Consider the following 21,803-nt stretch of genomic DNA (forward strand, 5'->3'; position numbering starts at 1 on the left):
CTTGGGGCTCCCTACTTTTACTGCTTCCAAGGCTCACCACGGGTTCCTTTCATCCGTTTTAGCTGCCGATGCATGGCCGCCTTGGCCAGCATGTGCGCAGATACCGGGGCGGTGATAAACAGGAACAGCGTAATCAACACCTCGTGCAGCTGCAGCCCGCGCTCCTGCCAAGAAAAAAACAGTAATGACGCCACAATAGTGCCCCCCACACCCAACGTGGTGGCCTTGGTGGGGCCATGCAAGCGGGTATAAAAATCCGGCAAGCGGGCCAACCCAATCGACCCCACTAACGCAAACACCCCACCCACAATCACACTGGCCGATACTAGCCACTCAATTAAAAAATCCATAAATCGCTCCGCTTTCCTGGCCCCGAATGCTCAATACACGGGGCAAACACACTGCGTTCGGCGTAAGGCGCCCGGCACCTGGCGCTCACTCAATAATATCCCCGCGGGTAACGTATTTAGCCACCGCAATGGTACTAACAAAGCCGATCAGCGCGATCAGCATAGCCGCTTCAAAGTAAAGCTTGCTGTCCACCTGGATACCGTACACTACGATCAGCGCAATACTGTTGATGTACATGGTATCCAACGCCAACACTCGATCTGGCAGTGAGGGCCCGATTATCAGGCGGTACAAGTTCAGCACCCAGGCCAAGGTAATCAGCGCCAGGGCAATAGAAATCGCCGTCTCTAACATTCGAAAATCTCCTTCAGCGGCTGCTCATAGCGCTGCTTGATCTCCGCCACCAGTGCCGCCACGTCATCCACATCCAGCGCATGCACCAACAATGTTTTCCTGTCCAGACTCACATCCGCGGATACCGTTCCGGGAGTCAGCGAAATGGTGCTGGCCAGCAGAGCAATGGCAAAGTCGTCTTCCAATTCCAGCGGCAGCTCCACAAAGCCCGGGCGAATGGAGCGCAGCGGTCCCAGCACCTTAATCGCTACAGATACATTGGCCACCACAATGTCGTACACCACCACCACCACAAAACCCAGCAGCTTTGGCAGGTTGCGAATGCGTGGCACATTTGGCCAGAACGGCCGAGTCCCCAGCGGTAATAGCACTGCCAGAATCGCACCCAGCACCGCATGCCCGGCAGTGAAACCGCTAAGCAGCATCCAGGCGAACCACAGAATCAGGCTCAGGCTGGGGTAAGGCAGCACGCGATACAGTAACTTCATGCCCCACCTCCCAATACTGCTGACAAATATAAGTCCGGATTACGCAGCTGCTCCGCAACCGCAGCGGTTAGTTGCAACAAAAGTTCCGCATACACGGCCATCAGCGGGGTCGCCATCAGCAACGCCACTACGGGAAACAAACGCCGGTGGCCCAGGCGTAGGCCGCGGCCCTCCCCGGTGGTGCGCCAGAACAAGGTAGAACCTGCCCGGCTAAGGGCAATCAAACCACACAGCCCCGCCAGCAGCAGCAACACCCAATAAGTCGGATCCGGTACGCTGCGCAGTAACGCCACTTTACCGACAAAACCAGAGAGAGGCGGCAAACCCACCACCGCAATCGCCGCCACAAAAAACAACAGTGACAGCCGACCGCCATTAAGAATCGCCGGGCCAATCTGCAGGTAATCCGCCACGTCGCCTCGACCACGGGCAATCAAGTCCGTAAGCAGAAACAAGCCACCGCAAATCAGGGTGGAATGCAGCAGGTAGTACAGCGCCGGGCCCACCGCCTGTAGCTCACCGAAGGCCAAGGCCGCCACTAATGTACCCACAGACATCACTACCAGGTACGACACCAGTGTGCCCAGCCGTTTAGCGCCCAGCACGCCAATGCAAGCCAATGCCAATGTCACCAACGACAACCACCAAAGTGACGCCTGCCCCAGTCCAGCAAAGGGGCCATCGGCAAACGCCAGCGCATAAACCCGCAGCATGGCGTAAAAGCCCACCTTGGTCATAATTGCAAACAATGCGGCCACCCCGGCGGTGGCACCGGCATAGGCCGCTGGCAGCCAGAAATACAATGGAAACAATGCCGCCTTGAGCCCAAACACCACCCACAGCATCAACACCGCTACCTTTAACAAGACGGCATGGGTGCCGGTAAGCGCCTGGGCCTTCACCGCAAAGTCCGCCATGTTAAGCGTGCCGGTGGTTCCGTAAATCAACCCCAACGCGATTAAGAACAGCGCCGAGCCCACCAAATTAAGCACCACATAATGCAAGCCTGCCTTTACTCGCTCCGGGCCTCGGCCGTGCAGAGCCAAGCCATAAGAGGCAATCAGCAGCACTTCGAAAAATACGAACAGATTGAACAAGTCTCCGGTGAGGAAGGCGCCGTTGATACCCATCAGCTGAAATTGAAACAAGGCATGGAAATTCGCGCCTTTGCGGTCATCACCGCAGCTAGCGTACAGCAGCGCAGGGAACGCCAATACTGCCGTCAGCAGTACCATCAAGGCACTGAGCTTATCCAGCACCAGCACAATACCGAACGGCGCCTGCCAGTTACCCAGCGCGTAAACGGTGATGTCCCCGCCCCAGGCCTGATTGCCCAGAAAAATAGCCGCCGCCAGCAGCGCCGAGCAGGACAGCAGGCCGGTGATCCGCCGCAACCGGTGGCGCTCGCGCACCTCCAGCAACAGCAACATACCCGCCAGCGCCGGTATCAGTATCGGGGCAATAATCCAGTGGCTCATGAACGGCCCCCTTCATCCGGCTTGCCATCCACATGATCACTGTGCAGCTCTCCCTGGCCACGCAAGGCCAGCACTACCAAAAACGCCGTCATAGCGAAGCCGATGACGATGGCCGTGAGCACCAGCGCCTGAGGGAGTGGATCAGTGGGGTCCGGGCTCATTCCAACCACCGCCACCTGGTTCATCTTTAATCCACCCATGGAGAAAAGAAACACATTCACGCCGTAACTCAGCAGCGTTAGGCCCATAACCACCGGGAAAGTCCGTGCACGTAGGCACAGGTACACCCCGGAGGCCACCAGTACACCAATAATGATTGCCACCAGCAGTTCCATCAGGCGTTCTCCCTCTTGTCATCCAGCAGCGAAAGCTTGCCCAGGTTGGCCAGCATCAACAGTGTTGCGCCCACCACCGTCAGGAATACCCCGGTGTCGAACAACATGGCGGTGGCCAGCTCGAATTTGCCGATCACCGGCAGCGATACATAAGTAAAGGAACTGGTCAGGAAGGGGTAGCCAAAGGCCCAACTACCCACACCGGTCATACCGGCCAACAATACGCCCAGCGCCACCACCGGGTGATAATCCCCTGGCATGCGGCTGTGTACCCACCCCACCCCGGAGGCCACATATTGCAACACCAAGGCCACCGAAGTGATCAAGCCAGCCACAAAGCCGCCACCGGGCAGGTTATGCCCGCGCAAGAATATGTACACCGCAATTAACAGAGCCAGCGGCAGTAAGGGCCGGGAAATGGTCACCAGCACCAACGGGTGGGCATCTTTCGCCCAAGGCCGGCCCTGCGAATCGTACTTAGCAGAGGCCAGGTTCAGGTCTTTGAGCAGGGCATAAATGCCCATAGCGGCAATCCCCAGCACGGTGATTTCACCGAAAGTATCGAAACCTCGGAAGTCCACAAGGATGACGTTCACCACATTGGTGCCACCACCACCGGATTTGCTGTTATCCATGAAAAACTGGCTGATGGTGGCGGTCTCTCCGGTCATCACCAAAAACGCCAACACCGCAACGCCGCCGCCGGTGATAAGTGCCAACAGCACATCACGGAACACCCGCACAGACGAGGACTCCACCTTAGTGCGCACCGGCAGGAAATACATGGCCAGCATCAGCAGCAACATGGTCACCACTTCCACCGACAGCTGGGTCAACGCCAAATCCGGTGCCGAGAAGCGCACGAACAACAGCGACACCATTAGCCCCACCACGCTCAAAGACATAATCGACGTCACTCGGTGCCGATGCATGATTGTGGTCAGCAAGGCGCTGGCCACCAGCATGGTGGTACAAAGAATCGCCACCCCGTCCATAGGCAACATGGGGGCCGCCAAACTCAGCGCCGGCAGGTGCCACATCTGGGTAAGCAAAATTACCGCCACCAACGCCACACCCCAGGCCACATAGCTCTGCAATGAGCCGTTCTGCAGCCAGCCGGTAATGGCGCTGGCCATTCGCCCCAGCTGCTGCATTCGCCCCTCGAACACCAATTTGGCGTCCACCTCCGGCAAGCGAGTCCATAGGTCAAACAAACGGCGACGTTGGGAATAGACAAAGATGCCGCCGAACAGGGCAATAAAGCTCATCACCAAGGGCACGTTAAAGCCATGCCAGATGGCCAAGTGATACTCAGGCAACTCACCGCCCAGAGTGGCAGAAGCAGCCACCGCCAGCAGCCCGGCCACGGTGATCGCCGGGAACACCCCCACCGCCACACACAGCGCCACCAATATCTCCACCGGCACCTTCATATAACGCGGCGGCTCATGAGGCGGATACTTGGGCAGGTTGATGGGCTCACCGTTAAAGAACACGTCATGAATAAAGCGCGCAGAATAGGCCACCGAGAATATCCCGCCCAACGTTGCCCCCAAGGGCAGCAACCAACTCAGCGTCCCCAGCTGTTCAGACTGCAAGGTTTCGGTAAAGAACATTTCCTTGGACAAAAAGCCGTTCAATAGCGGCACCCCGGCCATGGCCGCCGACGCCACCATGGCCAGCACCGCCGTATAGGGCATGTACTTCCACAGGCCATTAATGCGGCGCATGTCGCGGGTACCGGTTTCATGATCAATAATCCCCGCCGCCATAAACAGGCTCGCCTTGAAGGTAGCGTGGTTGATGATGTGGAACACGGCAGCCACCGCCGCCAACTGGCTGTTCAAACCGAACAGCAGAGTAATCAGGCCCAAGTGGCTAATGGTGGAGTACGCCAGCAAGCCCTTTAGGTCATGCTGGAACAGGGCCACCAGCGCGCCCCAGAGCAAGGTCGCCATACCCGCAAGGGTGACAATATCGAACCACAGGTCCGTGCCTGCCAAGGCCGGATACAAGCGCGCCAGCAAGAACACACCGGCTTTCACCATGGTGGCGGAATGCAGGTAGGCGCTCACCGGGGTCGGTGCCGCCATGGCGTGGGGCAACCAAAAATGGAACGGGAACTGAGCACTTTTGGTAAAGGCCCCCAGCAACACCAGGCACAGAATCAGCGGGTATAGCTCGCTGCCACGAATCAAATCCCCGCTGGCCAGCACCTCAGTTAACGAGAACGAGCCCACCACATCGCCGATCAACAACACACCGGCCAACAGCGCCAAGCCGCCCATGCCCGTCACGGTCATGGCCATGCGCGCGCCCTTGCGCGCCCCGGTTTGATGACCCCAGAAACCAATCAGCAAGAATGAGCTCAAGCTGGTTAGCTCCCAGAACACCACCAGTAACAGCAGGTTATCGCTGGTCACCACCCCCAGCATGGCGCCCATAAACAGCAGCAAATAGGCGTAGAAGCGACCGGCTTTTTCCTTGGCGGACAAGTAATAGCGGGCGTAGAGGATCACCAGCAAACCAATCCCCAGCACCAGAATGGCAAACAGCAATGCCAAGCCATCCAGCCGGAAAGCCAGCGACAGGTCCAGTGAAGGGATCCAGCTCAAGGTGCTGTGTAACGTCTCCCCGGCAAAGACCCTGCGGGCCGGGTTAAACAGTAGCGCCAGCGCCAGCGCCGGCAGCGCCGCCGCCCCGCAGGCCAGCAAGGTGCGATTCCCCGTTACGCGCTCCACCAATGGCGGCAGGAACGCGCCCAGAAAGGGCAACATCACCACAAAGGCAAGATTCATAGTCAATCCGTTGTCATTATCACAAAGGCGGCAACCCGCCCGTTAGCTTGAACAGGGTGAACTAGAAAGACAATGACAGCGGCGGATCAGGAAAATACGGGCGACGCCCCCGGCGCGGACACTGGGACAGGATGATGCGGCAAGGCTGAACCAGGAAAGGGGTCATAGCATCCGTATCGAAAGAATGGAGGTCGCAGTATGCACAAGTTCAGCGGCAAGCGACAAGCCTCAAACGACAACACGTGGAAAGCCTTGCTGAACAGGCAAGCCCGTGCCCGGCGTCTACCAATAACGAATGCCCAGCCCGTGTTGCCGCTTGTCGCTAGTTGCTTGTCGCTCGCCCCTGCCCCTTGGCCCCATTTCCGCTACACTCTCTCCATCATTCAGTCAGCAGAAGTCGAGCCCCATGTCCGCAGCCGAAAAACCCATCATCCTGGTCGATGGTTCCTCCTACCTGTACCGCGCCTTTCACGCCCTGCCGCCGCTCACCACCTCCAGCGGCCAGCCCACCGGGGCGGTGCGCGGCGTCGCCTCCATGCTGCGCAAACTGATCAAGGACTACGACCCGCAATACATGGCGGTGATCTTCGATGCCAAGGGCAAAACCTTTCGCGACGAACTGTTTGAAGAGTACAAATCCAACCGCCCGCCCATGCCCGATGATCTGCGCGCACAGGTGCAACCCCTGCACGACCTGATCCGCGCCATGGGCCTGCCGCTGATCATCGAAGACGGCGTGGAAGCCGACGATGTGATCGGCACCTTCGCGCGCATCTTCGGCGCCCAGGGCAAGCCGGTGCTAATCTCCACTGGCGACAAGGACATGGCCCAGCTGGTCACCGAGCACGTGACCCTGATCAACACCATGAACAACGCCCTCTACGACATCGAGGGCGTGAAGCAGAAATTCGGCGTGGGCCCGGAGCTGATCATCGACTTCCTCGCCCTGATGGGCGACAAGGTGGACAACATCCCCGGCGTTCCCGGCGTGGGCGAGAAAACCGCCCTGGGCCTGATACAGGGGCTCGGCTCCCTGGAAGATATCTACGCCAATCTGGACAAGATCGCCGAGCTCAGCTTCCGTGGCGCCAAGACCATGGCCAAAAAGCTGGAAGAACACAAAGAGATGGCCTTCCTCTCCTACCAGCTGGCCACCATCAAACTGGACTGCGAACTCAGCGAAGACCTCAACGACCTAAAACTCGGCGAACCGGACAACGAATCCCTGGCCCGCTATTTCAAGGAACTGGAATTCAAAGGTTGGTTGAGCGAAATACTCTCCGGTGCCGACGCCAGCGTAGTGGCCGCTGCCGAAGAGGCCGGTAACAACGAAGCCGCCCCCGCCGCCGGTTTCAACCGCGACGCCTACGACATCGTCTACAGCGAAGCCATGCTGGATAAATGGCTGGATAAACTGAAAGCCGCCGGCGAGTTTGCCTTCGATACCGAAACCACCAGCCTCAACTATATGAACGCCGAATTGGTGGGCTTCGCCGTGGCCGTCAGCGACAAGGCCGCCTATATCCCCTTTGGGCACAACTACCCCGGCGCCCCAGACCAGATCGACAAGCAGTTGGTGATCGACAAGTTCAAGCCGTTGCTCGAAGACGACAGCCTCAAGAAAATCGGCCAGAACCTGAAATACGACATGAGCGTGCTCGCCGAAGACGCCGGCATCACCCTGCGCGGCGTCGCCTTCGACACCATGCTGGAATCCTACGTGCTCGATTCCGTGGCCACCCGCCACGACATGGATTCCCTGGCGCTCAAGTACCTGGGCCGCAAGACCATCAGCTTTACCGACATCGCTGGCAAGGGCGCCAAGCAGCTCACCTTCAACCAAATCGGCCTGCACGAAGCCAGCCCCTACGCCGCCGAAGATGCCGACGTGACCCTGCGCCTGCACCAGACCCTGTGGCCGAAATTGGAAGCCGAAGACCGACTGCCCGAGGTGTTCCGCGACATCGAGCTGCCGCTGGTCACTGTGCTCAGCCGCATCGAACGCAACGGCACCTACGTGGACGCCACCCTGCTCAAGCACCAAAGCCAGTTCCTCGCCAAACGCATGGCGGAACTGCAAGAAAAGGCCTTCGACATCGCCGGGCAGGAATTCAATCTCGCCAGCCCCAAACAGCTGGGCGAAATTCTCTACGAAAAGCTGGAAATCCCGGTCATCAAGAAGACCCCCAAAGGCGCGCCGTCCACCGCCGAAGCGGTGCTACAAGAGCTGGCCCATGACTACCCACTGCCCCAGGTGATCATGGATTACCGCGGCGTGGCCAAGCTGAAAAACACCTACACCGACAAACTGCCGGAACTGATCAACCAACGCACCGGCCGCGTGCACACCTCCTACCACCAGGCGGTGACCGCCACCGGGCGCTTGTCTTCCAGTGACCCGAACCTGCAAAACATTCCGGTGCGCAGCGAAGAAGGCCGTAAGATTCGCCAAGCCTTCCTCGCCCCCAAAGGAAAGAAAATAGTCGCCTGCGATTACTCACAAATCGAGTTGCGCATCATGGCGCATCTGAGTGGCGACAAAGGCCTCACGGATGCCTTCGAACAGGGCCTGGATATTCACCGCGCCACCGCCGCCGAAGTGTGGGGAAAAACCCTGGACGAGGTCAGCGACAACGATCGCCGCAACGCCAAGGCCATCAACTTCGGCCTTATCTACGGCATGAGCGCCTTCGGCCTCGCCAAACAACTGGGCCTGCCGCGCAAGGAAGCCCAGGAATACATCGACCTCTATTTCGAGCGTTACCCCGGCGTGAAAAAATACATGGAAGACACCCGCGCGTTAGCGATAGACAAAGGCTACGTGGAAACCGTTTACGGTCGCCGTCTCTACCTGCCGGAAATCCACAGCAAAAACGGCCAACGCCGCCAAGGCGCCGAACGCGCCGCCATCAACGCCCCCATGCAAGGCACCGCCGCCGACATCATCAAGAAAGCCATGATCAAAGTGCACGACTGGCTGGAAACCACCCACTTCGACGCCAAAATGATCATGCAGGTACACGATGAACTGGTGTTTGAAGTGGCGGACGATCAGGTGGATGATCTGGTCAAGGAAGTAAAGGCGCGCATGGAATCAGCGGCGGAGTTGAAAGTGCCGTTGATTGTGGATGCGGGCGCTGGGGAGAACTGGGAAGAGGCGCATTGACGAACGCTGGCACGCGAACATTCAGCGCCCCACCTGATGGCGGGTTAAAACGATAAACAAGCGGGGGCCGGCTTATGTCCAGGCTCCCGCCCATTGATTCTCTTTCAAGACCACAGAAAACGTGGCGAAACCGTTCTATTCCCAGTCACTTTTGCTGTCTTGATCCTTGGCCAGTGAATCCACACCGCGATCCCTAAGAGCGTCGGCGCCGCAGTATTCATAAACCGCATTCTCGCCAGCGCCCCACCCCCAGCAAGTCGCTGCGATTGGGAAACAGCGCTGCCGCATATTATTGAGGGTATCGCCTGGATACTGCTCTCTTTTACTTTCCACGCATGCCTCTACATCTTCGGCAGGCTGTGCATACGACTGCGGCACCATCACGGCAATGAAAAAAAACACAGATAACACTTTTTTGATCATGGAAACTCCATTTGTCAGCCACCCCAAACGGGGCAATATTGATCAATGCTCTTACTGCGACATACTGCTCAGCGAAGACGACACATTGATCGCAATGGTGTGAGCTGGTGCTCAAGGCAGCTTGCCACCGCCCTTTTGATTTCCTCATGGATGGAACGCTTTCAGAACATCCCTACTCATCTTCCCTGATATTCACCGGGAGGCCATCACCCATTTAGGGTAACGGGTTATGCGCAGCAAGGCCGGAAGCACTGGGGTATGCATGGGCTAAATTGAGCGCAAAGTAAATCCATTCACCCAAATGGGTGATAACAGCTGTGCGCAATAGTGTTACCTTCCTTTCGCGGCGCTCACTCGCGCCCAATACCTCCGTTTTTATCACTTGGTACCAAAATGAAAATGAAATCCACGATTGTTGCTTCTTCTTTGTTAGCTGCGGCCCTGCCTGCACTCTCTTTTGCTGACAACGCTTTTACTGGGGTTCAAGCCGGCCTAAACCTAGGCTATGAAGATTCCTCCATGGACTGGGAAACCGACAGCATTATCACCCCAGCTACCCCAGGTAATTCCCTCGCCGTTGGCGCAAATGATTCCGAATCGTTAGACGATTCAGCCTTCGCCTATGGCGTGTTTACCAGCTACAACATGGCTCTCAATGACCGCTGGATTGTAGGTGCTGAACTTGCCTATCAAGGCAGCAATACCAGTGATTCCGTAAAGAGCATTCCCGGCGACCCGTTAGCGGGCAATCAGACCGAAGCTGAAGTAGAAATAAACCAGACCTTCCTGCTGGGAATCAAAGGTGGTTATTTACTCAATGCCTCCACCCTCGCTTATAGCACCCTGAGCGCCACACTCACTGAGGTAGAAGTGAACTCTGACTGCCCCTCCGATGGCACTGTTTGTAACCCTGGCTCCCCGGCCCGCTCTGACAGCGACGATGACAATATCACTGGCTGGGCACTGGCTCTCGGTTTGGAAAAGTCGCTATCTGAGAACCTGTCTGTGCGCGCTGAATACCGCTACGCCGATCTTGGCACCGCCAACGTGACTGCGGTGAAAAAAGAAAATGGTGAAGCCTTCGGCATTGATGCTGATATCGATGTGACCAGCCAAGCTTTGCTATTGGCTGCCGTCTACAAGTTCTAAGTGTTCTATGGCGCAGGTGTGCCTGCGCCAACTTTACCCTTTGAATAAACCCGCTCTATACCCCCCCCTAAGCATTTCTATGTAAGCCCTATACTACAAAGCTACCGCCGGTTAGGCCCTTTAGAGGGGCTCCTACATAAGATATAAGACACCATAAAAAAACGCGGCCGAAGCCGCGTTTTTTATAAAGCATGAAGAGAAACAATTACCGCCCGATGATATCCCGGGAGATGATTTCTTTCATGATTTCACTGGTGCCGCCATAGATACGCTGGATACGGGCGTCTACGTAGTCGCGGGAAATCGGGTATTCCTGCATGTAGCCGTAGCCACCGAACAGTTGCAGACATTTGTCGGCTACCACACCTTGCAGCTCGGTGGCGGTGAGCTTGGCAATGGAAGCATTGGTGGCGGTGAGTTCGCTGCGATCATACTGCTCGATACACTGCTCGCAGTAGGCACGGTTAATCACCACCTGGGCGTGTAAGTCCGCCAGCACGAAACGGGTATTCTGCAGGCTGGAAATAGGCTTGCCGAACGCCATGCGCTCTTTGGTGTATTCGATGGTACGCTCGATCATGCCTTCACAAGCAGCGACAGCGCCCAGCGCCAAAATCAGACGCTCGCGGGGTAGCTCGTTCATCAGGTTGGCGAAGCCTTTGCCTTCACCACCCAGTATCTGCTCGGCGCCAACTTTTACGTTTTCGAAAAATAGCTCAGAGGTGTCCGCCGCGTGGAGGCCCATTTTCTCCAGGTTGCGGCCACGGGCAAAGCCGTCCAGCGTGCAATCCACGGTGAACAACGTCATGCCTTTGGAGCCAGCGTTGGGGTCGGTCTTGGTGGCCAGCACGATCACGTCGCAATGCTGACCATTGGTGATAAAGGTTTTTTGGCCATTGATGCTATAGCCATCACCATCCTTGTCGGCACGGGCTTTCAAGCCTTGCAGGTCGGAACCAGCGCCAGGCTCGGTCATGCCGATGGCCCCCACGGCTTCACCAGTAACCATTTTCGGCAACCAGGTTTTTTTCTGCTCTTCATTGCCCAGGTGCAGAATGTAGGGAGCGACGATGTCGGAATGCACAGAAATGTTGGAGGCCAGGGAACTGAAACCAGCGCGAGAGGCTTCCTCTACGATCACCGCTGACAGGCGGAAGTTGGCGCCAAAGCCGCCGTATTCCTCTGGTACGTCCACACACAACAAGCCGTTTTCGCCCATTTTATTCCACAGTTCACGTGGGAATATCTCAGCTTTTTCCCACTGGTTGTAATGGGGGGCCACTTCGTTTTCGAGGAATTTTTTTACATTATCGCGAAACAGTTCGATTTCGTTCTTATCAAGCATGTTGGCTAGTCCTTGGAAACCTGTTTTGGGGTCTATTCACAACCGCACCGGCATCAATTTTTAGTTAGCCCACGGGGGGGCGATTGTGCGGTGTGGTTATTCTACATGATCAGGCGTGATCGCGAGCTGAAGGAAAAAAGAACGGGGAAAACGGCGAAAAACGCCTTTCTGGCGGGCTCGCACTCTATAGCCCATGCGGCCAGCACAGCGCCCACCTGAGCCAGAAAGCCCCAAAGGCAGGTTTGGCTGCTGGCATTGGCACTTCAAATCGTGCTCAGGAGGGCGCTTCTACAGAGCCTTTCAGGCTTTGCTTAATTGGGCAGGCTAAACCGGTTCTATGCGTACATCCGCACGCAATGAGTTAGCCACAAAGCAGTTACGATGGGCGCTCTCGTGGAGCTTTTCCAAGGCGGGGCCATCAGGCTCTTGGCCATCGAAAACCACCCGAGGCCGCAGCACGATTCGGGTGATCGCCATGCGGCCTTCCTCATTCTTGTCCACCGTTCCCAACGGCTGATCGATATAGCTGAGCACGGTGAGGCCACGCTTGGCGGCAATGGACAGAAAGGTAAGCATGTGACAGCTGGCGGTGGCAGCAATGACCGCTTCATCTGGATTGACCCGATTGGCACAGCCGTAGAATTCCGGAGACCCGGAAGCGGATACCACTTCACCACCAGCGAAGGTCCATTCGTGATCCCGGTTGAAGTGTTCATAATCAAAGCTGGTACCACGCTGCAGATGCCAAGCCACCGTTGCGCCATATTCACTCATGATCAAACTCCCTCTCTCATTTTTATATTCACCATGATCCGCGAAGAGAGGAAAGGCAACCATGTTGCAGATCAATATTTACTCCGCCGCCTTGGGCGGGGCCAAAAGACAACGCTCCACTTGATCCATAACCCGGCTACTGTAGAGCAGCGAGCAGTGCCCCAGATAAGGAACATGGATATTGTCTTCCGCACCGTGCAATACCGCCGCGGACACCGGCAGCACAAAATTATCCATGTTGGAGAAGATGGAGAAGTACCGCGCGCCCCCTGGGCAGGTTGCCTCGGTGGCCAGCTCTCGGATAAAAGGGCTCTGGTAGCGCAGTTGGGCGGCAGCCCCCAATGGCGGAAACAGGCCGGCAACTCGCGTTCCATAATGCGGGCTACCCAAGGTAATCACCCGGTCTACCTTGCCAGCCAGCCCTAAATTCTTGAGCGCATAGCGGGTTAACGGGCCGCCCATGGAGTGGCAAACCAAGTGGGCTTTTTCCGCGCCTGTGGTCGCCAGGATACGCTCTACATGATCAACCACCTGCTGGGATAGTTTGCGGGCATTGATATGCGGCGGGGTATAACTCACCGAATACACATTGGACCAGCCGCGCCATTTCAGGCGCCACTGCATAAATAAAAAGTTGGCACTGTTGCCGCCGTAACCGTGGACCAGAATCACCGGGGGCTCGCCGTGATGGCGGCTACGTACCGGTGAAGAATCGTGGATCAGGCGCAACGGATAACTAAGCACTAGCACTGTCAGGGCGGCGGCCTCCTTGGCCATGCCAAGTAGCGTCGGCAACAGCCGTAAAGGGGGTTCACCGGGCAGCTCAGATTGCTCGGGAAAGCTGCATCGGTCGTAGTACCAGCACAGATAAAACGCCAGTGTCAGGGTAACCGTGCTCATCACTAGCAGCGACAGCAGAAAAATGATCAGATCCATCTCTTCATTGCTCCGTTGTTATTGTGCCAACGCTAGGGCAGCGTGACCGAAGATACCATGTCGCTAGTATGACTGTCGGACAACGCGCGTGGAAAAGACACGCTCGACTGGCCGTTTGTTCTACTCGCTCCCTGAGGTGCACATCCGCAACGCTGATGGCACACTTGCAGCCCCCTTTCGGCACGACGGTATTTACCATGACAGACCAGGCAATCATCAACGAGGTGGGGCTGCGCGACGGCCTACAAAATCAACCTGTAACCGTAGACACCGCCACCAAGGCAAAACTGGCCCAGTTACTGGTCGATGCGGGCATGCGCTATTTGGAACCGGTCAGCTTTGTCAGCCCCAAGGCAATCCCACAGATGGCCGACGCCGCTGCGTTAACTCCGCTGCTGCCACAAGGTAACGATCTACATTACACCGCCCTGATACCCAACTTAAAAGGTTATCAGCTGGCCCGCGATGCGGGTTACCCCACCGTGGGGCTCGTGCTATCCACTACCGACTCCTTCAACGAACGCAACCTACGCATGAGCCTAGAGCAGGCAGCGCAAAGCTGTGAAGCGATTATTGCCGCCGCCAAAGCCGACGGCATCGCCACCCGGACCTATATTTCCGGCGCCTTTGCCTGCCCCTACGACGGCCCAGTGCCAGTAACCCTGCCCCAGAAACTCAGCGAGCGCATGTTTGCTGCCGGTTCCGACGAGGTGGCCATTGCCGATACCATTGGTGCGGGCAACCCACAACAGATGAAAGACATCATGGCGCCTTTGATTCAAGAGTTCGGCGCCGAAAAATTCTATGTCCACCTGCACGACACTCGCGGGCTAGCCGCCGCCATGGCTTGGGCAGCGGCAGACCTAGGGGTAAGGCGGTTTGACGCTTCCATCGGCGGGCTGGGCGGCTGCCCATTTGCACCCGGCGCTACCGGTAACATGGCCACGGAAGATCTGGTGTACTTGCTGGAAAGCGCCGGGCTGAAAACCGGCATTGATGTGCAGGGCTTGCGCGAAGCGGTGGCTCTGGCAGCCGAAGCAACCCAACGACCATTAGGCGGGCGCATTCTGGGATGGATCGAATCTCAGGAGAAGCAGGGCAAAACAGCCTGCATAGGATAACAACAAGCGACAACGCGATTAACGCTTGTTTCGCGTTGATCCAATGACGCCGCACTCATACTCTGAGCGCAGCGTCATTCATAGAAACCCATTCACCTCTTCCGCAAGAGAAGCACCATGACGTTGCGATGTCCGCACCGCCACCGACAATAAAAGACGGGCTTCAAACATTAGAGCTGCGCGGTATGAACGCGGTTGCGGCCGGCCCCCTTCGCTACATAAAGCGCTCGATCCGCCGCGCTTAGTAGCGATTCGGGGCTCTTCGTTTCATCAGCTTCATCACCGAACCTGAGCGTGGCCACACCCACACTCAGGCTCACCGGCCTGCTGAGCGAAGAAATCTCCGCCACGGCACGGCGACAACGTTCTGCCACCCTTTCAGCATCTTGCGAATTAGCGGTGGGCAGCAAGGCAACAAACTCTTCGCCACCGTAACGCGCCAACACATCGGTATCACGAATAACCGGACGCAGAGCCTCGGCCACTGCCTGCAGGGCCGCATCCCCTTCTACGTGCCCGTAGCTATCGTTGTACTGCTTGAAATGATCCACATCCATGAAAATTACCGACATAGGCTCGCTACGACGCTCACAGCGACTGAACTCTTGGCGCAAACCTTCCATCAACACCAATCGGTTATAGAGCCCGGTGAGCGGGTCAGTACGAGCCATGCTCGCCAGCTCTTGGTTGAGCTCCTCCAGCTCGCCCTGTTTTTCGCGCAGGGTCAATTCCGCCGTTACTTGAGCGGTGATATCTTCGATTTGGGATAAAAAATAACGGGGCGAACCATCCCCATTACGGACAAGAGAGACGGCCAACAACACCCAGACAATATGGCCATTCTTATGGATATAGCGTTTCTTCATCCAGTAACTGCTACGTTTGCCTGTCAGCATCTCTTCCACATGATGCAAGTCGGTTTCCAGGTCATCCGGGTGCGTTATGGTCTGGAAGTCACTGGCCAGCAGCGCCTCTTCGTCATAACCCAGAATGCTGCACAGCGCTTGATTCACCCGCATCCAGCCGCCTTGCGGCGACACAATCGCCATGCCGATGGCTGCGTGGCGAAAAGCCCCTTCGAACAGGGCCATGTTCTCTTCCATTTTACTAACGGCCGCTTGCTGTTGTTGACTCAGCCGGTCCTGCTCTAGCGTCTGGCTGAGAGACTTCCCCATCAATTCCAAAAACTCCATTTCCTCGATGCTGAAAGCTTCACGGCGCGGTGACGGATCACTGAAATTAAGGGTGCCGAAAATCTCACCCTGCACATACAACGGCACAGCTATATAGGATTCTAACTGCATCCCCACATACACTGGGTGCGAACGCATCTCTTCCAGTTCACCCACATGGTGCAACGCTACCGAGCCTTGCTTGCTCATTACGGTGGAGCAGTAAGTATCACCCAGAGGGAAATGATCACCGGGGCTGATACCACCATCGCCCGGTTGCACCGCTAGCACTTCGTAGTCACCGTCTTTAATGCAACTAACAATGCCAATAGAAAGCTCCAGCAGGCTGCGCCCCACCTCTAGGTAGGCCGCATAAAGTGCATTAAAGTCCCCGCTAGGCAGCAATGAGAGCTGGTGTAATTCTCTCAGGCCGGTAAGGCTGAAATCACCCCGATCTTGCATATTTTTCCCCGTGCTTGGCGCCCGTCCTATCACGACACCGTTTTTACTCTTACGTTGTAACCAAAGGTTCAGAACAAGTAAAAACCCTTGCACTTATTTGCACCAGCTCCGGCAGCGATTTTACCTGCCACTTAAACGAAAAAAGGCGCCGTTCGGCGCCTTTTTCGTTCCTAGCTTTATTCAAAGGCCTCTTATCCAATGGCCTGTTGTCCGTTAGTGTAGCTTGAACAAAATCTGCAACAGCTGAACGCCCAGCAGCACAATCAGTGGGCTCAAATCAAATCCACCCATCGGGGGCAACATCTTGCGAACCGGCGCCATTATCGGTTCGGTAACCTGAACAATCACCCGCACCATAGGATTGTAAGGGTCTGGCGCCACCCAACTTAGAATAACCCGGATCAGCACCGCCCAGAACACATAGTTCAGGATCAAGCTGACCAGTTCCTGCAGGGTGTAAATCACCAACTGCCCACCGATCCCCGACGGAAAACCGCCCACTTGGATGCTCAGAATCAGCACCGCCTTGAGCATGATGAGCACAATAACCAACACCAACGAGGCCACATCCAGCCCACCGTAACCGGGAATGATCCGGCGCAGAGGCTTGAGCAACGGGTTAGTGGCCTTGAGCACAAATTGGGAAATCGGGTTATAAAAATCCGCCCGGGCCAGCTGCAGCACGAAACGGGTCAGTACAATGAAAATGTAAGCGCTGAACGCAAAATCCAGCAGAAAAACCAGGGCACCCTGCGGGTTCATGAATCACTCCGTTGCGATGTCTCGACCGGCCTTGGCCGGAAACTGGGATAGAGTTTGGGGCAAAAGAAGGGAAAATCAAGCGACAAGCTTCTAGCTGCAACACAGCGAAAGCTCTCTTTTAAAATAGACCGTACCCACGCTCAAGCCTAATTGCGTGGGCACCGCATCTCAAAAGCTTCTAATCATCCCCGCATCTTGCTGCTTGCCACGTGTTGCTGCTTTATCCTGCCAGCTCTTCCGACCGCTCACGCGCGGCAGCAACGGCGGCTTGCACCTGTTCGCGAAAACCGGCTTCCTCAAACACACCCAATGCTGCGGCGGTAGTGCCACCGGGGCTGGTGACTTGCTGGCGCAGCACATCCGGGCCCACTTCACTGGTAATCGCCAGTTGGGCTGCGCCCCAGGCCGTTTGCAGCACCATCTGCCGAGCAGTGCCCGCATCCAGCCCCTGGGCCTTGGCCGCTTCGATCAGCGATTCCATCAGCAGGAAAAAGTACGCCGGACCGGAGCCAGAAACGGCGGTGACCGCATCCAGTTCTTTTTCTTCGTCAAACCAGAACGCGATACCCACGGAACCAAGAATTTCCTTGGCCATGGCTTTTTGCTCATCGCTCACATCATCGGCGGCATACAGGCCAGTGGCGCCGGCCTGTACCAGCGACGGCGTATTGGGCATGCAGCGCACAATCGGAGTACTACCCAGCCAGCGACGCAGGTTGCCCACGGTCACACCGGCGGCAATGGAGATCACCAGGGGCTGACGCTCCGCGATCAGGTCACGCAGGTCGGTACACACCTGCTCCATCATCTGTGGCTTCACCGCCAGCACCAGCACGTCGACCCGCCCCGCCACATCACGGTTTTCGGTACTCACATGCACCCGTTGCAGCTGGGCGACTTCGTCCAACCGGTCTTTAGAGGGGTCGCTCATCCAGATACGGGCCGGGCGAATTCCTTTCGCCACCATGCCTCCGGCCAGGCTGGTTGCCATGTTGCCGGCGCCGATAAATCCGATTAGTTGTTGTGCCATAACTGCGCAGTCCTTTGTTATCAAGCCTTGGGCGGGCGCGGGCCGAACAGGGCGGTGCCCAGCCGGATCACGGTAGCACCTTCTTCAATAGCCACCGGATAGTCCGCGCTCATGCCCATGGAGAGCGTATCGAGGGCGGGCATTGTATTGCGCAATTGTGACAGTGTCATGGCGAGCTGTCGGAAGGCAGCGCGGTTGCCATCGTCGTTGTCCGCCCGGGGAATGGCCATAAGCCCCCGCAACCGGATATTGGGCAGCGCGTCCACGGCGGCAGCCAACTCGGCCACGCCCGCCAGCGCCACCCCACTCTTGCTCGCTTCATCGTCCACATTAACCTGAATACACAGGTTCAACGGCGCGGATTCTGGCGGCCGCTGTTCGCTGAGGCGGCGCGCCACCTTGAGCCGGTCCACCGAGTGCACCCAATCAAAATGAGCCGCGATATCCCGCGTCTTGTTGGATTGAATTGGACCAATGAAATGCCATACCAAGCCCCGCCCCCGCAGCGCAGCAATCTTGGCCAGCGCCTCCTGCAGGTAGTTCTCACCGAAATGCCGCTGCCCTTGGTCTGCCAGTTTGGCCAGTTCGTCTGCTGTGCGGGTCTTACTGACCGCCAGAAGCTGCACACTATGGGGGTCACGGCCGACACGCTCACAGTGTGACTTTATTTGCTCATTAATGTGCAGCAGTGGTGATTTGACGTCAGTCATCATTGAACGGCTCAAGAGGTCGGGTTACTTTAAGCATGCGACGATTTTCTGAGGAACCCGGCGAAGGCTCCACAACATAATAACAAAGGGTCACCCACGGGGGCTCTTTCCAAGCCATAACAGCAAGTATAAATCATGGATATTACCGAGCTGCTCGCTTTCAGCGCCAAAAACGGCGCCTCTGACCTTCACTTGTCCGCGGGCCTGCCCCCAATGATCCGGGTGGATGGCGACGTGCGCCGCATCAACCTGCCCGCCATGGAGCACAAGGAAGTTCATTCATTGATCTATGACATCATGAATGACAAGCAGCGCAAAGATTTCGAGGAATTCTTCGAGACGGACTTCTCCTTCGAGGTGCCCGGCGTAGCCCGCTTCCGGGTAAACGCCTTTAACCACAACCGTGGTGCCGGTGCGGTATTTCGAACCATTCCATCGAAAGTGCTGACCATGGAAGACTTGGGGATGGGCAAGGTCTTCCAGAATATCTCCGAAATGCCCCGGGGTATCGTGCTAGTCACGGGGCCCACCGGCTCGGGTAAATCTACCACCCTGGCAGCCATGGTCGATTACATCAACGATTCCCGTTACGAACACATCCTCACCATTGAGGATCCTATCGAATTCGTACACGAATCCAAGAAATGTCTAGTCAACCAGCGCGAAGTTCACCGCGACACCCTCGGTTTCTCTGAAGCCCTGCGCTCGGCACTGCGGGAAGATCCAGACATTATTTTGGTGGGTGAACTGCGGGATCTGGAAACCATCCGCCTGGCGCTAACGGCCGCAGAAACCGGCCACCTGGTGTTCGGCACGCTGCACACCACCTCCGCGGCTAAAACCATTGACCGAGTAATCGACGTGTTCCCCGCCGAAGAAAAATCCATGATCCGCTCAATGCTGTCGGAATCACTGCAGGCGGTGGTGTCACAAACGCTGATGAAGAAAAACGGCGGCGGCCGTGTGGCGGCCCACGAAATCATGATGGGCACCCCAGCGATACGGAACCTGATTCGTGAAGATAAGGTGGCCCAGATGTATTCCGCCATCCAGACCGGCGGTGCATTAGGCATGCAGACGCTGGACCAGTGCCTGCAAGGGCTGGTGCAGAAAGGCCTGGTGGCCCGTGATGTGGCTCGTGAGAAAGCCAAGAACCCAGATTCTCTGTAAATAGCCCCGCAACGGCCCAGCCAAGGCGCCGACAGAATCAGTACAGACAGGCCTTAACGCATGGAATTCGAAGAGCTTCTCAAGTTGATGGTACAGAAAGGTGGGTCAGATCTGTTTATCACCGCTGGCGTACCCCCGAGTATGAAAATCAACGGCAAGATCCTGCCGGTGACCAAAAGTGCGCTGACCCCGGATATAACACGGGACATCGTGTTTGGCGTCATGACCGAGCAGCAGCGCAAGGAGTTCGTGGCCAACCATGAGTGTAACTTTGCCATCTCCGCCCGTGGCGTGGGCCGTTTCCGGGTCTCTGCGTTCTATCAGCGCAACCTGGTGGGCATGGTACTGCGCCGCATCGAAACCAAAATCCCTAACGTGGACGACCTGCGCTTGCCGCCAGTGATAAAGGAACTGGCTATGACCAAGCGTGGCTTAGTGATTTTCGTGGGCGCTACCGGTACCGGTAAATCCACCTCACTGGCGTCCATGATTGGCCATCGCAACAAGAACTCCAAGGGTCACATCATCACCATTGAAGACCCCATCGAATTTATCCACCAGCACCAGGGCTGTATCGTCACCCAGCGTGAGGTGGGCATTGATACCGAATCCTTCGACGTGGCCCTGAAGAACACCCTGCGCCAGGCACCGGATGTGATTCTGATTGGGGAGATCCGCACCCCTGACACCATGGACAAGGCCATTGCTTTCGCCGAAACCGGGCACCTGTGTCTAGCTACCTTACACGCCAACAACGCCAACCAGGCGCTGGACCGGATCATTCACTTCTTCCCGGCGGATCGTCATGGCCAGCTGTGGATGGATCTATCCCTGAACCTGAAAGGCATCGTCGCCCAGCAACTGATCCCCACCCCAGATGGTAAAGGCCGACGCGCGGCCATCGAAGTGCTTCTAGGCACACCGCTGGTACAAGACCATATCCGCAAGGGCGAAGTGCATCAGATCAAGCAGCTGATGAGCAAATCCCGGGAGCAGGGTATGCAGACTTTCGATCAAGCCCTTTACGACCTGTACTCCGCCGGTGAAATCACCTACGAAGACGCCATGCTCCACGCCGACTCGCCCAACGACTTACGCCTGATGATTAAGCTCGGCAACGAAACCGACGCCTCCAGTTTAGACGTGGCCACGCGGGGTCTAAGCATCGAGGATACGGAGTAACAGACCTTGCAGACCACGCGACTTCACTTGTATCTGCAAACAAAAAGGCCGCGCCCAAAGTATGGGCGCGGCCTTTTTCATTCTGGCTTCTAGAATGATGACTTACTTCAAAAATCATGCAATTCGGACCGAATAGCGGCTGTTTTCGCCGCACGCAACGGCCTCAGTAATGCGGAGGCGGTGCATCCTCAACCTGAGTGGCCTCAAATGCCTCAGACAGATCCATCAGCCGGTCGGCCATTTTTCGGTAGTTTTTTTCCAGCGCATCAATCTGCCGTCGCTGGTCACTGACCACTTTATTCAACGACTCCACCAAGTCCTCTTGGTAGGCCAGCTTGGTTTCAACATCAAGAAAACGTTCTTCACTCATGAGAATCTCTTCCACATTTGAACTGGGATCGAGGGTAACAACATGCTCCAGGCAGAGGCGATGCTCCTGCCTTTGCGCCACACACACTCCAGTACCTAAGACAAGTCAGCATCTGCCGCGCCTTGCAGCTAATAGCCCATTGTACTGGCCCTTAACCCATATTTCCGCTATGGTTTTCGCCGTCTTGGGGGAGTAGTCGCTCGATCGCTTTCACGCAAAGCCCCTTG

At 56.6% G+C, this 21,803-nt stretch carries 20 protein-coding genes; 5 read left to right on the top strand and 15 right to left on the bottom strand.

What is annotated here, in order from left to right; translation table 11 throughout:
* Positions 1-17: 17 nt before the first annotated feature.
* The 6 genes from ABO_RS13560 to ABO_RS13585 all read right to left on the bottom strand — a co-directional run bounded on the left by ABO_RS13560 (position 18) and on the right by ABO_RS13585 (position 5,804).
* Positions 18-350: a Na+/H+ antiporter subunit G gene (locus ABO_RS13560; RefSeq protein WP_011589924.1), complete on the bottom strand. Its 333-nt coding sequence runs from the start codon at positions 348-350 to the stop codon at positions 18-20.
* Positions 351-435: 85 nt separating this feature from the next.
* A complete protein-coding gene (locus ABO_RS13565) occupies positions 436-705 on the bottom strand; it encodes a K+/H+ antiporter subunit F (protein WP_011589925.1) in 270 nt (89 codons plus the stop codon).
* Positions 699-1,193: a Na+/H+ antiporter subunit E gene (locus ABO_RS13570; protein ID WP_011589926.1), complete on the bottom strand. Its 495-nt coding sequence runs from the start codon at positions 1,191-1,193 to the stop codon at positions 699-701. The genes ABO_RS13565 and ABO_RS13570 overlap by 7 nt, the downstream gene beginning before the upstream one ends.
* On the bottom strand, positions 1,190-2,671 hold the full coding sequence (locus ABO_RS13575) for a monovalent cation/H+ antiporter subunit D (RefSeq protein ID WP_011589927.1): 1,482 nt from the start codon (positions 2,669-2,671) through the stop codon (positions 1,190-1,192). The genes ABO_RS13570 and ABO_RS13575 overlap by 4 nt, the downstream gene beginning before the upstream one ends.
* Positions 2,668-3,006 (bottom strand): Na+/H+ antiporter subunit C, encoded by a 339-nt coding sequence (locus ABO_RS13580; protein ID WP_011589928.1) that lies wholly within the window; start codon positions 3,004-3,006, stop codon positions 2,668-2,670. The genes ABO_RS13575 and ABO_RS13580 overlap by 4 nt, the downstream gene beginning before the upstream one ends.
* Positions 3,006-5,804 (bottom strand): monovalent cation/H+ antiporter subunit A, encoded by a 2,799-nt coding sequence (locus ABO_RS13585; RefSeq protein WP_011589929.1) that lies wholly within the window; start codon positions 5,802-5,804, stop codon positions 3,006-3,008. Before ABO_RS13585 ends, ABO_RS13580 begins: the two co-directional genes overlap by 1 nt.
* 406 nt (positions 5,805-6,210) lie before the next feature.
* Here ABO_RS13585 and polA point away from each other — a divergent pair, with 406 nt between their 5' ends.
* Complete coding sequence (polA, locus tag ABO_RS13590) at positions 6,211-8,970, top strand: DNA polymerase I (protein ID WP_041705165.1); 2,760 nt, start codon at positions 6,211-6,213, stop codon at positions 8,968-8,970.
* A gap of 135 nt (positions 8,971-9,105) precedes the next feature.
* Here polA and ABO_RS13595 read toward each other — a convergent pair whose 3' ends face one another.
* Positions 9,106-9,393, bottom strand: a complete 288-nt coding sequence (locus ABO_RS13595; protein ID WP_011589931.1) for a hypothetical protein — start codon at positions 9,391-9,393, stop codon at positions 9,106-9,108.
* Between the two features lie 393 nt (positions 9,394-9,786).
* Between ABO_RS13595 and ABO_RS13600 the strand changes: the two genes are divergently transcribed.
* On the top strand, positions 9,787-10,542 hold the full coding sequence (locus ABO_RS13600) for an outer membrane protein (RefSeq protein ID WP_011589932.1): 756 nt from the start codon (positions 9,787-9,789) through the stop codon (positions 10,540-10,542).
* Positions 10,543-10,747: 205 nt separating this feature from the next.
* Here ABO_RS13600 and ABO_RS13605 read toward each other — a convergent pair whose 3' ends face one another.
* The 3 genes from ABO_RS13605 to ABO_RS13615 form a co-directional block, all read right to left on the bottom strand.
* Positions 10,748-11,887, bottom strand: coding sequence for an acyl-CoA dehydrogenase family protein (locus ABO_RS13605; protein WP_011589933.1), 1,140 nt, complete (start codon positions 11,885-11,887; stop codon positions 10,748-10,750).
* A gap of 324 nt (positions 11,888-12,211) precedes the next feature.
* A complete protein-coding gene (locus tag ABO_RS13610; RefSeq protein ID WP_011589934.1) occupies positions 12,212-12,661 on the bottom strand; it encodes an OsmC family protein in 450 nt (149 codons plus the stop codon).
* Between the two features lie 78 nt (positions 12,662-12,739).
* Entirely contained in the window at positions 12,740-13,597 is an 858-nt protein-coding gene (locus ABO_RS13615) for an esterase/lipase family protein (protein ID WP_011589935.1), read from the bottom strand.
* A 197-nt stretch (positions 13,598-13,794) separates the two neighbouring features.
* On the opposite strand from ABO_RS13615, the gene ABO_RS13620 reads away from it, so the two are divergent.
* Complete coding sequence (locus tag ABO_RS13620; RefSeq protein ID WP_035460134.1) at positions 13,795-14,718, top strand: hydroxymethylglutaryl-CoA lyase; 924 nt, start codon at positions 13,795-13,797, stop codon at positions 14,716-14,718.
* Positions 14,719-14,888: 170 nt separating this feature from the next.
* Here ABO_RS13620 and ABO_RS13625 read toward each other — a convergent pair whose 3' ends face one another.
* The 4 genes from ABO_RS13625 to ABO_RS13640 all read right to left on the bottom strand — a co-directional run bounded on the left by ABO_RS13625 (position 14,889) and on the right by ABO_RS13640 (position 18,854).
* The gene (locus tag ABO_RS13625) at positions 14,889-16,352 is read right to left on the bottom strand and encodes a sensor domain-containing diguanylate cyclase (protein ID WP_011589937.1); all 1,464 of its coding nucleotides are present in this window, start codon (positions 16,350-16,352) and stop codon (positions 14,889-14,891) included.
* Positions 16,353-16,565: 213 nt separating this feature from the next.
* The gene (locus ABO_RS13630; RefSeq protein WP_011589938.1) at positions 16,566-17,114 is read right to left on the bottom strand and encodes a YggT family protein; all 549 of its coding nucleotides are present in this window, start codon (positions 17,112-17,114) and stop codon (positions 16,566-16,568) included.
* A gap of 220 nt (positions 17,115-17,334) precedes the next feature.
* Positions 17,335-18,144, bottom strand: a complete 810-nt coding sequence (gene proC / locus ABO_RS13635; protein WP_011589939.1) for a pyrroline-5-carboxylate reductase — start codon at positions 18,142-18,144, stop codon at positions 17,335-17,337.
* Positions 18,145-18,164: 20 nt separating this feature from the next.
* A complete protein-coding gene (locus tag ABO_RS13640) occupies positions 18,165-18,854 on the bottom strand; it encodes a YggS family pyridoxal phosphate-dependent enzyme (protein WP_041705640.1) in 690 nt (229 codons plus the stop codon).
* Positions 18,855-18,989: 135 nt separating this feature from the next.
* Between ABO_RS13640 and ABO_RS13645 the strand changes: the two genes are divergently transcribed.
* Together ABO_RS13645 and ABO_RS13650 are read left to right on the top strand one after the other, a co-directional pair.
* Positions 18,990-20,024, top strand: coding sequence for a type IV pilus twitching motility protein PilT (locus tag ABO_RS13645; protein WP_011589941.1), 1,035 nt, complete (start codon positions 18,990-18,992; stop codon positions 20,022-20,024).
* 60 nt (positions 20,025-20,084) lie between these two features.
* On the top strand, positions 20,085-21,206 hold the full coding sequence (locus ABO_RS13650) for a PilT/PilU family type 4a pilus ATPase (protein WP_011589942.1): 1,122 nt from the start codon (positions 20,085-20,087) through the stop codon (positions 21,204-21,206).
* A 163-nt stretch (positions 21,207-21,369) separates the two neighbouring features.
* Here the strand turns inward: ABO_RS13650 and ABO_RS13655 are convergent, their stop codons facing one another.
* Positions 21,370-21,576, bottom strand: coding sequence for a SlyX family protein (locus ABO_RS13655; protein WP_035460127.1), 207 nt, complete (start codon positions 21,574-21,576; stop codon positions 21,370-21,372).
* Positions 21,577-21,803: the final 227 nt, after the last annotated feature.

The sequence above is a fragment of the Alcanivorax borkumensis SK2 genome, assembly GCF_000009365.1.
In the GTDB taxonomy this organism is placed as follows: Bacteria; Pseudomonadota; Gammaproteobacteria; order Pseudomonadales; family Alcanivoracaceae; genus Alcanivorax; species Alcanivorax borkumensis.

Excerpts from the sequence above, each read along its gene's own strand:
- ABO_RS13560 (WP_011589924.1), bottom strand. The coding sequence starts at position 350 with ATGGATTTTTTAATTGAGTGGCTAGTATCGGCCAGTGTGATTGTGGGT.
- ABO_RS13640 (WP_041705640.1), bottom strand. The coding sequence starts at position 18,854 with ATGACTGACGTCAAATCACCACTGCTGCACATTAATGAGCAAATAAAG.
- ABO_RS13655 (WP_035460127.1), bottom strand. The coding sequence starts at position 21,576 with ATGAGTGAAGAACGTTTTCTTGATGTTGAAACCAAGCTGGCCTACCAA.
- polA (WP_041705165.1), top strand. The coding sequence starts at position 6,211 with ATGTCCGCAGCCGAAAAACCCATCATCCTGGTCGATGGTTCCTCCTAC.
- ABO_RS13570 (WP_011589926.1), bottom strand. The coding sequence starts at position 1,193 with ATGAAGTTACTGTATCGCGTGCTGCCTTACCCCAGCCTGAGCCTGATT.
- ABO_RS13650 (WP_011589942.1), top strand. The coding sequence starts at position 20,085 with ATGGAATTCGAAGAGCTTCTCAAGTTGATGGTACAGAAAGGTGGGTCA.
- ABO_RS13625 (WP_011589937.1), bottom strand. The coding sequence starts at position 16,352 with ATGCAAGATCGGGGTGATTTCAGCCTTACCGGCCTGAGAGAATTACAC.
- ABO_RS13630 (WP_011589938.1), bottom strand. The coding sequence starts at position 17,114 with ATGAACCCGCAGGGTGCCCTGGTTTTTCTGCTGGATTTTGCGTTCAGC.
- ABO_RS13615 (WP_011589935.1), bottom strand. The coding sequence starts at position 13,597 with ATGGATCTGATCATTTTTCTGCTGTCGCTGCTAGTGATGAGCACGGTT.
- ABO_RS13610 (WP_011589934.1), bottom strand. The coding sequence starts at position 12,661 with ATGAGTGAATATGGCGCAACGGTGGCTTGGCATCTGCAGCGTGGTACC.
- ABO_RS13580 (WP_011589928.1), bottom strand. The coding sequence starts at position 3,006 with ATGGAACTGCTGGTGGCAATCATTATTGGTGTACTGGTGGCCTCCGGG.
- ABO_RS13585 (WP_011589929.1), bottom strand. The coding sequence starts at position 5,804 with ATGAATCTTGCCTTTGTGGTGATGTTGCCCTTTCTGGGCGCGTTCCTG.
- proC (WP_011589939.1), bottom strand. The coding sequence starts at position 18,144 with ATGGCACAACAACTAATCGGATTTATCGGCGCCGGCAACATGGCAACC.
- ABO_RS13605 (WP_011589933.1), bottom strand. The coding sequence starts at position 11,887 with ATGCTTGATAAGAACGAAATCGAACTGTTTCGCGATAATGTAAAAAAA.
- ABO_RS13600 (WP_011589932.1), top strand. The coding sequence starts at position 9,787 with ATGAAAATGAAATCCACGATTGTTGCTTCTTCTTTGTTAGCTGCGGCC.
- ABO_RS13645 (WP_011589941.1), top strand. The coding sequence starts at position 18,990 with ATGGATATTACCGAGCTGCTCGCTTTCAGCGCCAAAAACGGCGCCTCT.
- ABO_RS13565 (WP_011589925.1), bottom strand. The coding sequence starts at position 705 with ATGTTAGAGACGGCGATTTCTATTGCCCTGGCGCTGATTACCTTGGCC.
- ABO_RS13620 (WP_035460134.1), top strand. The coding sequence starts at position 13,795 with ATGACAGACCAGGCAATCATCAACGAGGTGGGGCTGCGCGACGGCCTA.
- ABO_RS13575 (WP_011589927.1), bottom strand. The coding sequence starts at position 2,671 with ATGAGCCACTGGATTATTGCCCCGATACTGATACCGGCGCTGGCGGGT.
- ABO_RS13595 (WP_011589931.1), bottom strand. The coding sequence starts at position 9,393 with ATGATCAAAAAAGTGTTATCTGTGTTTTTTTTCATTGCCGTGATGGTG.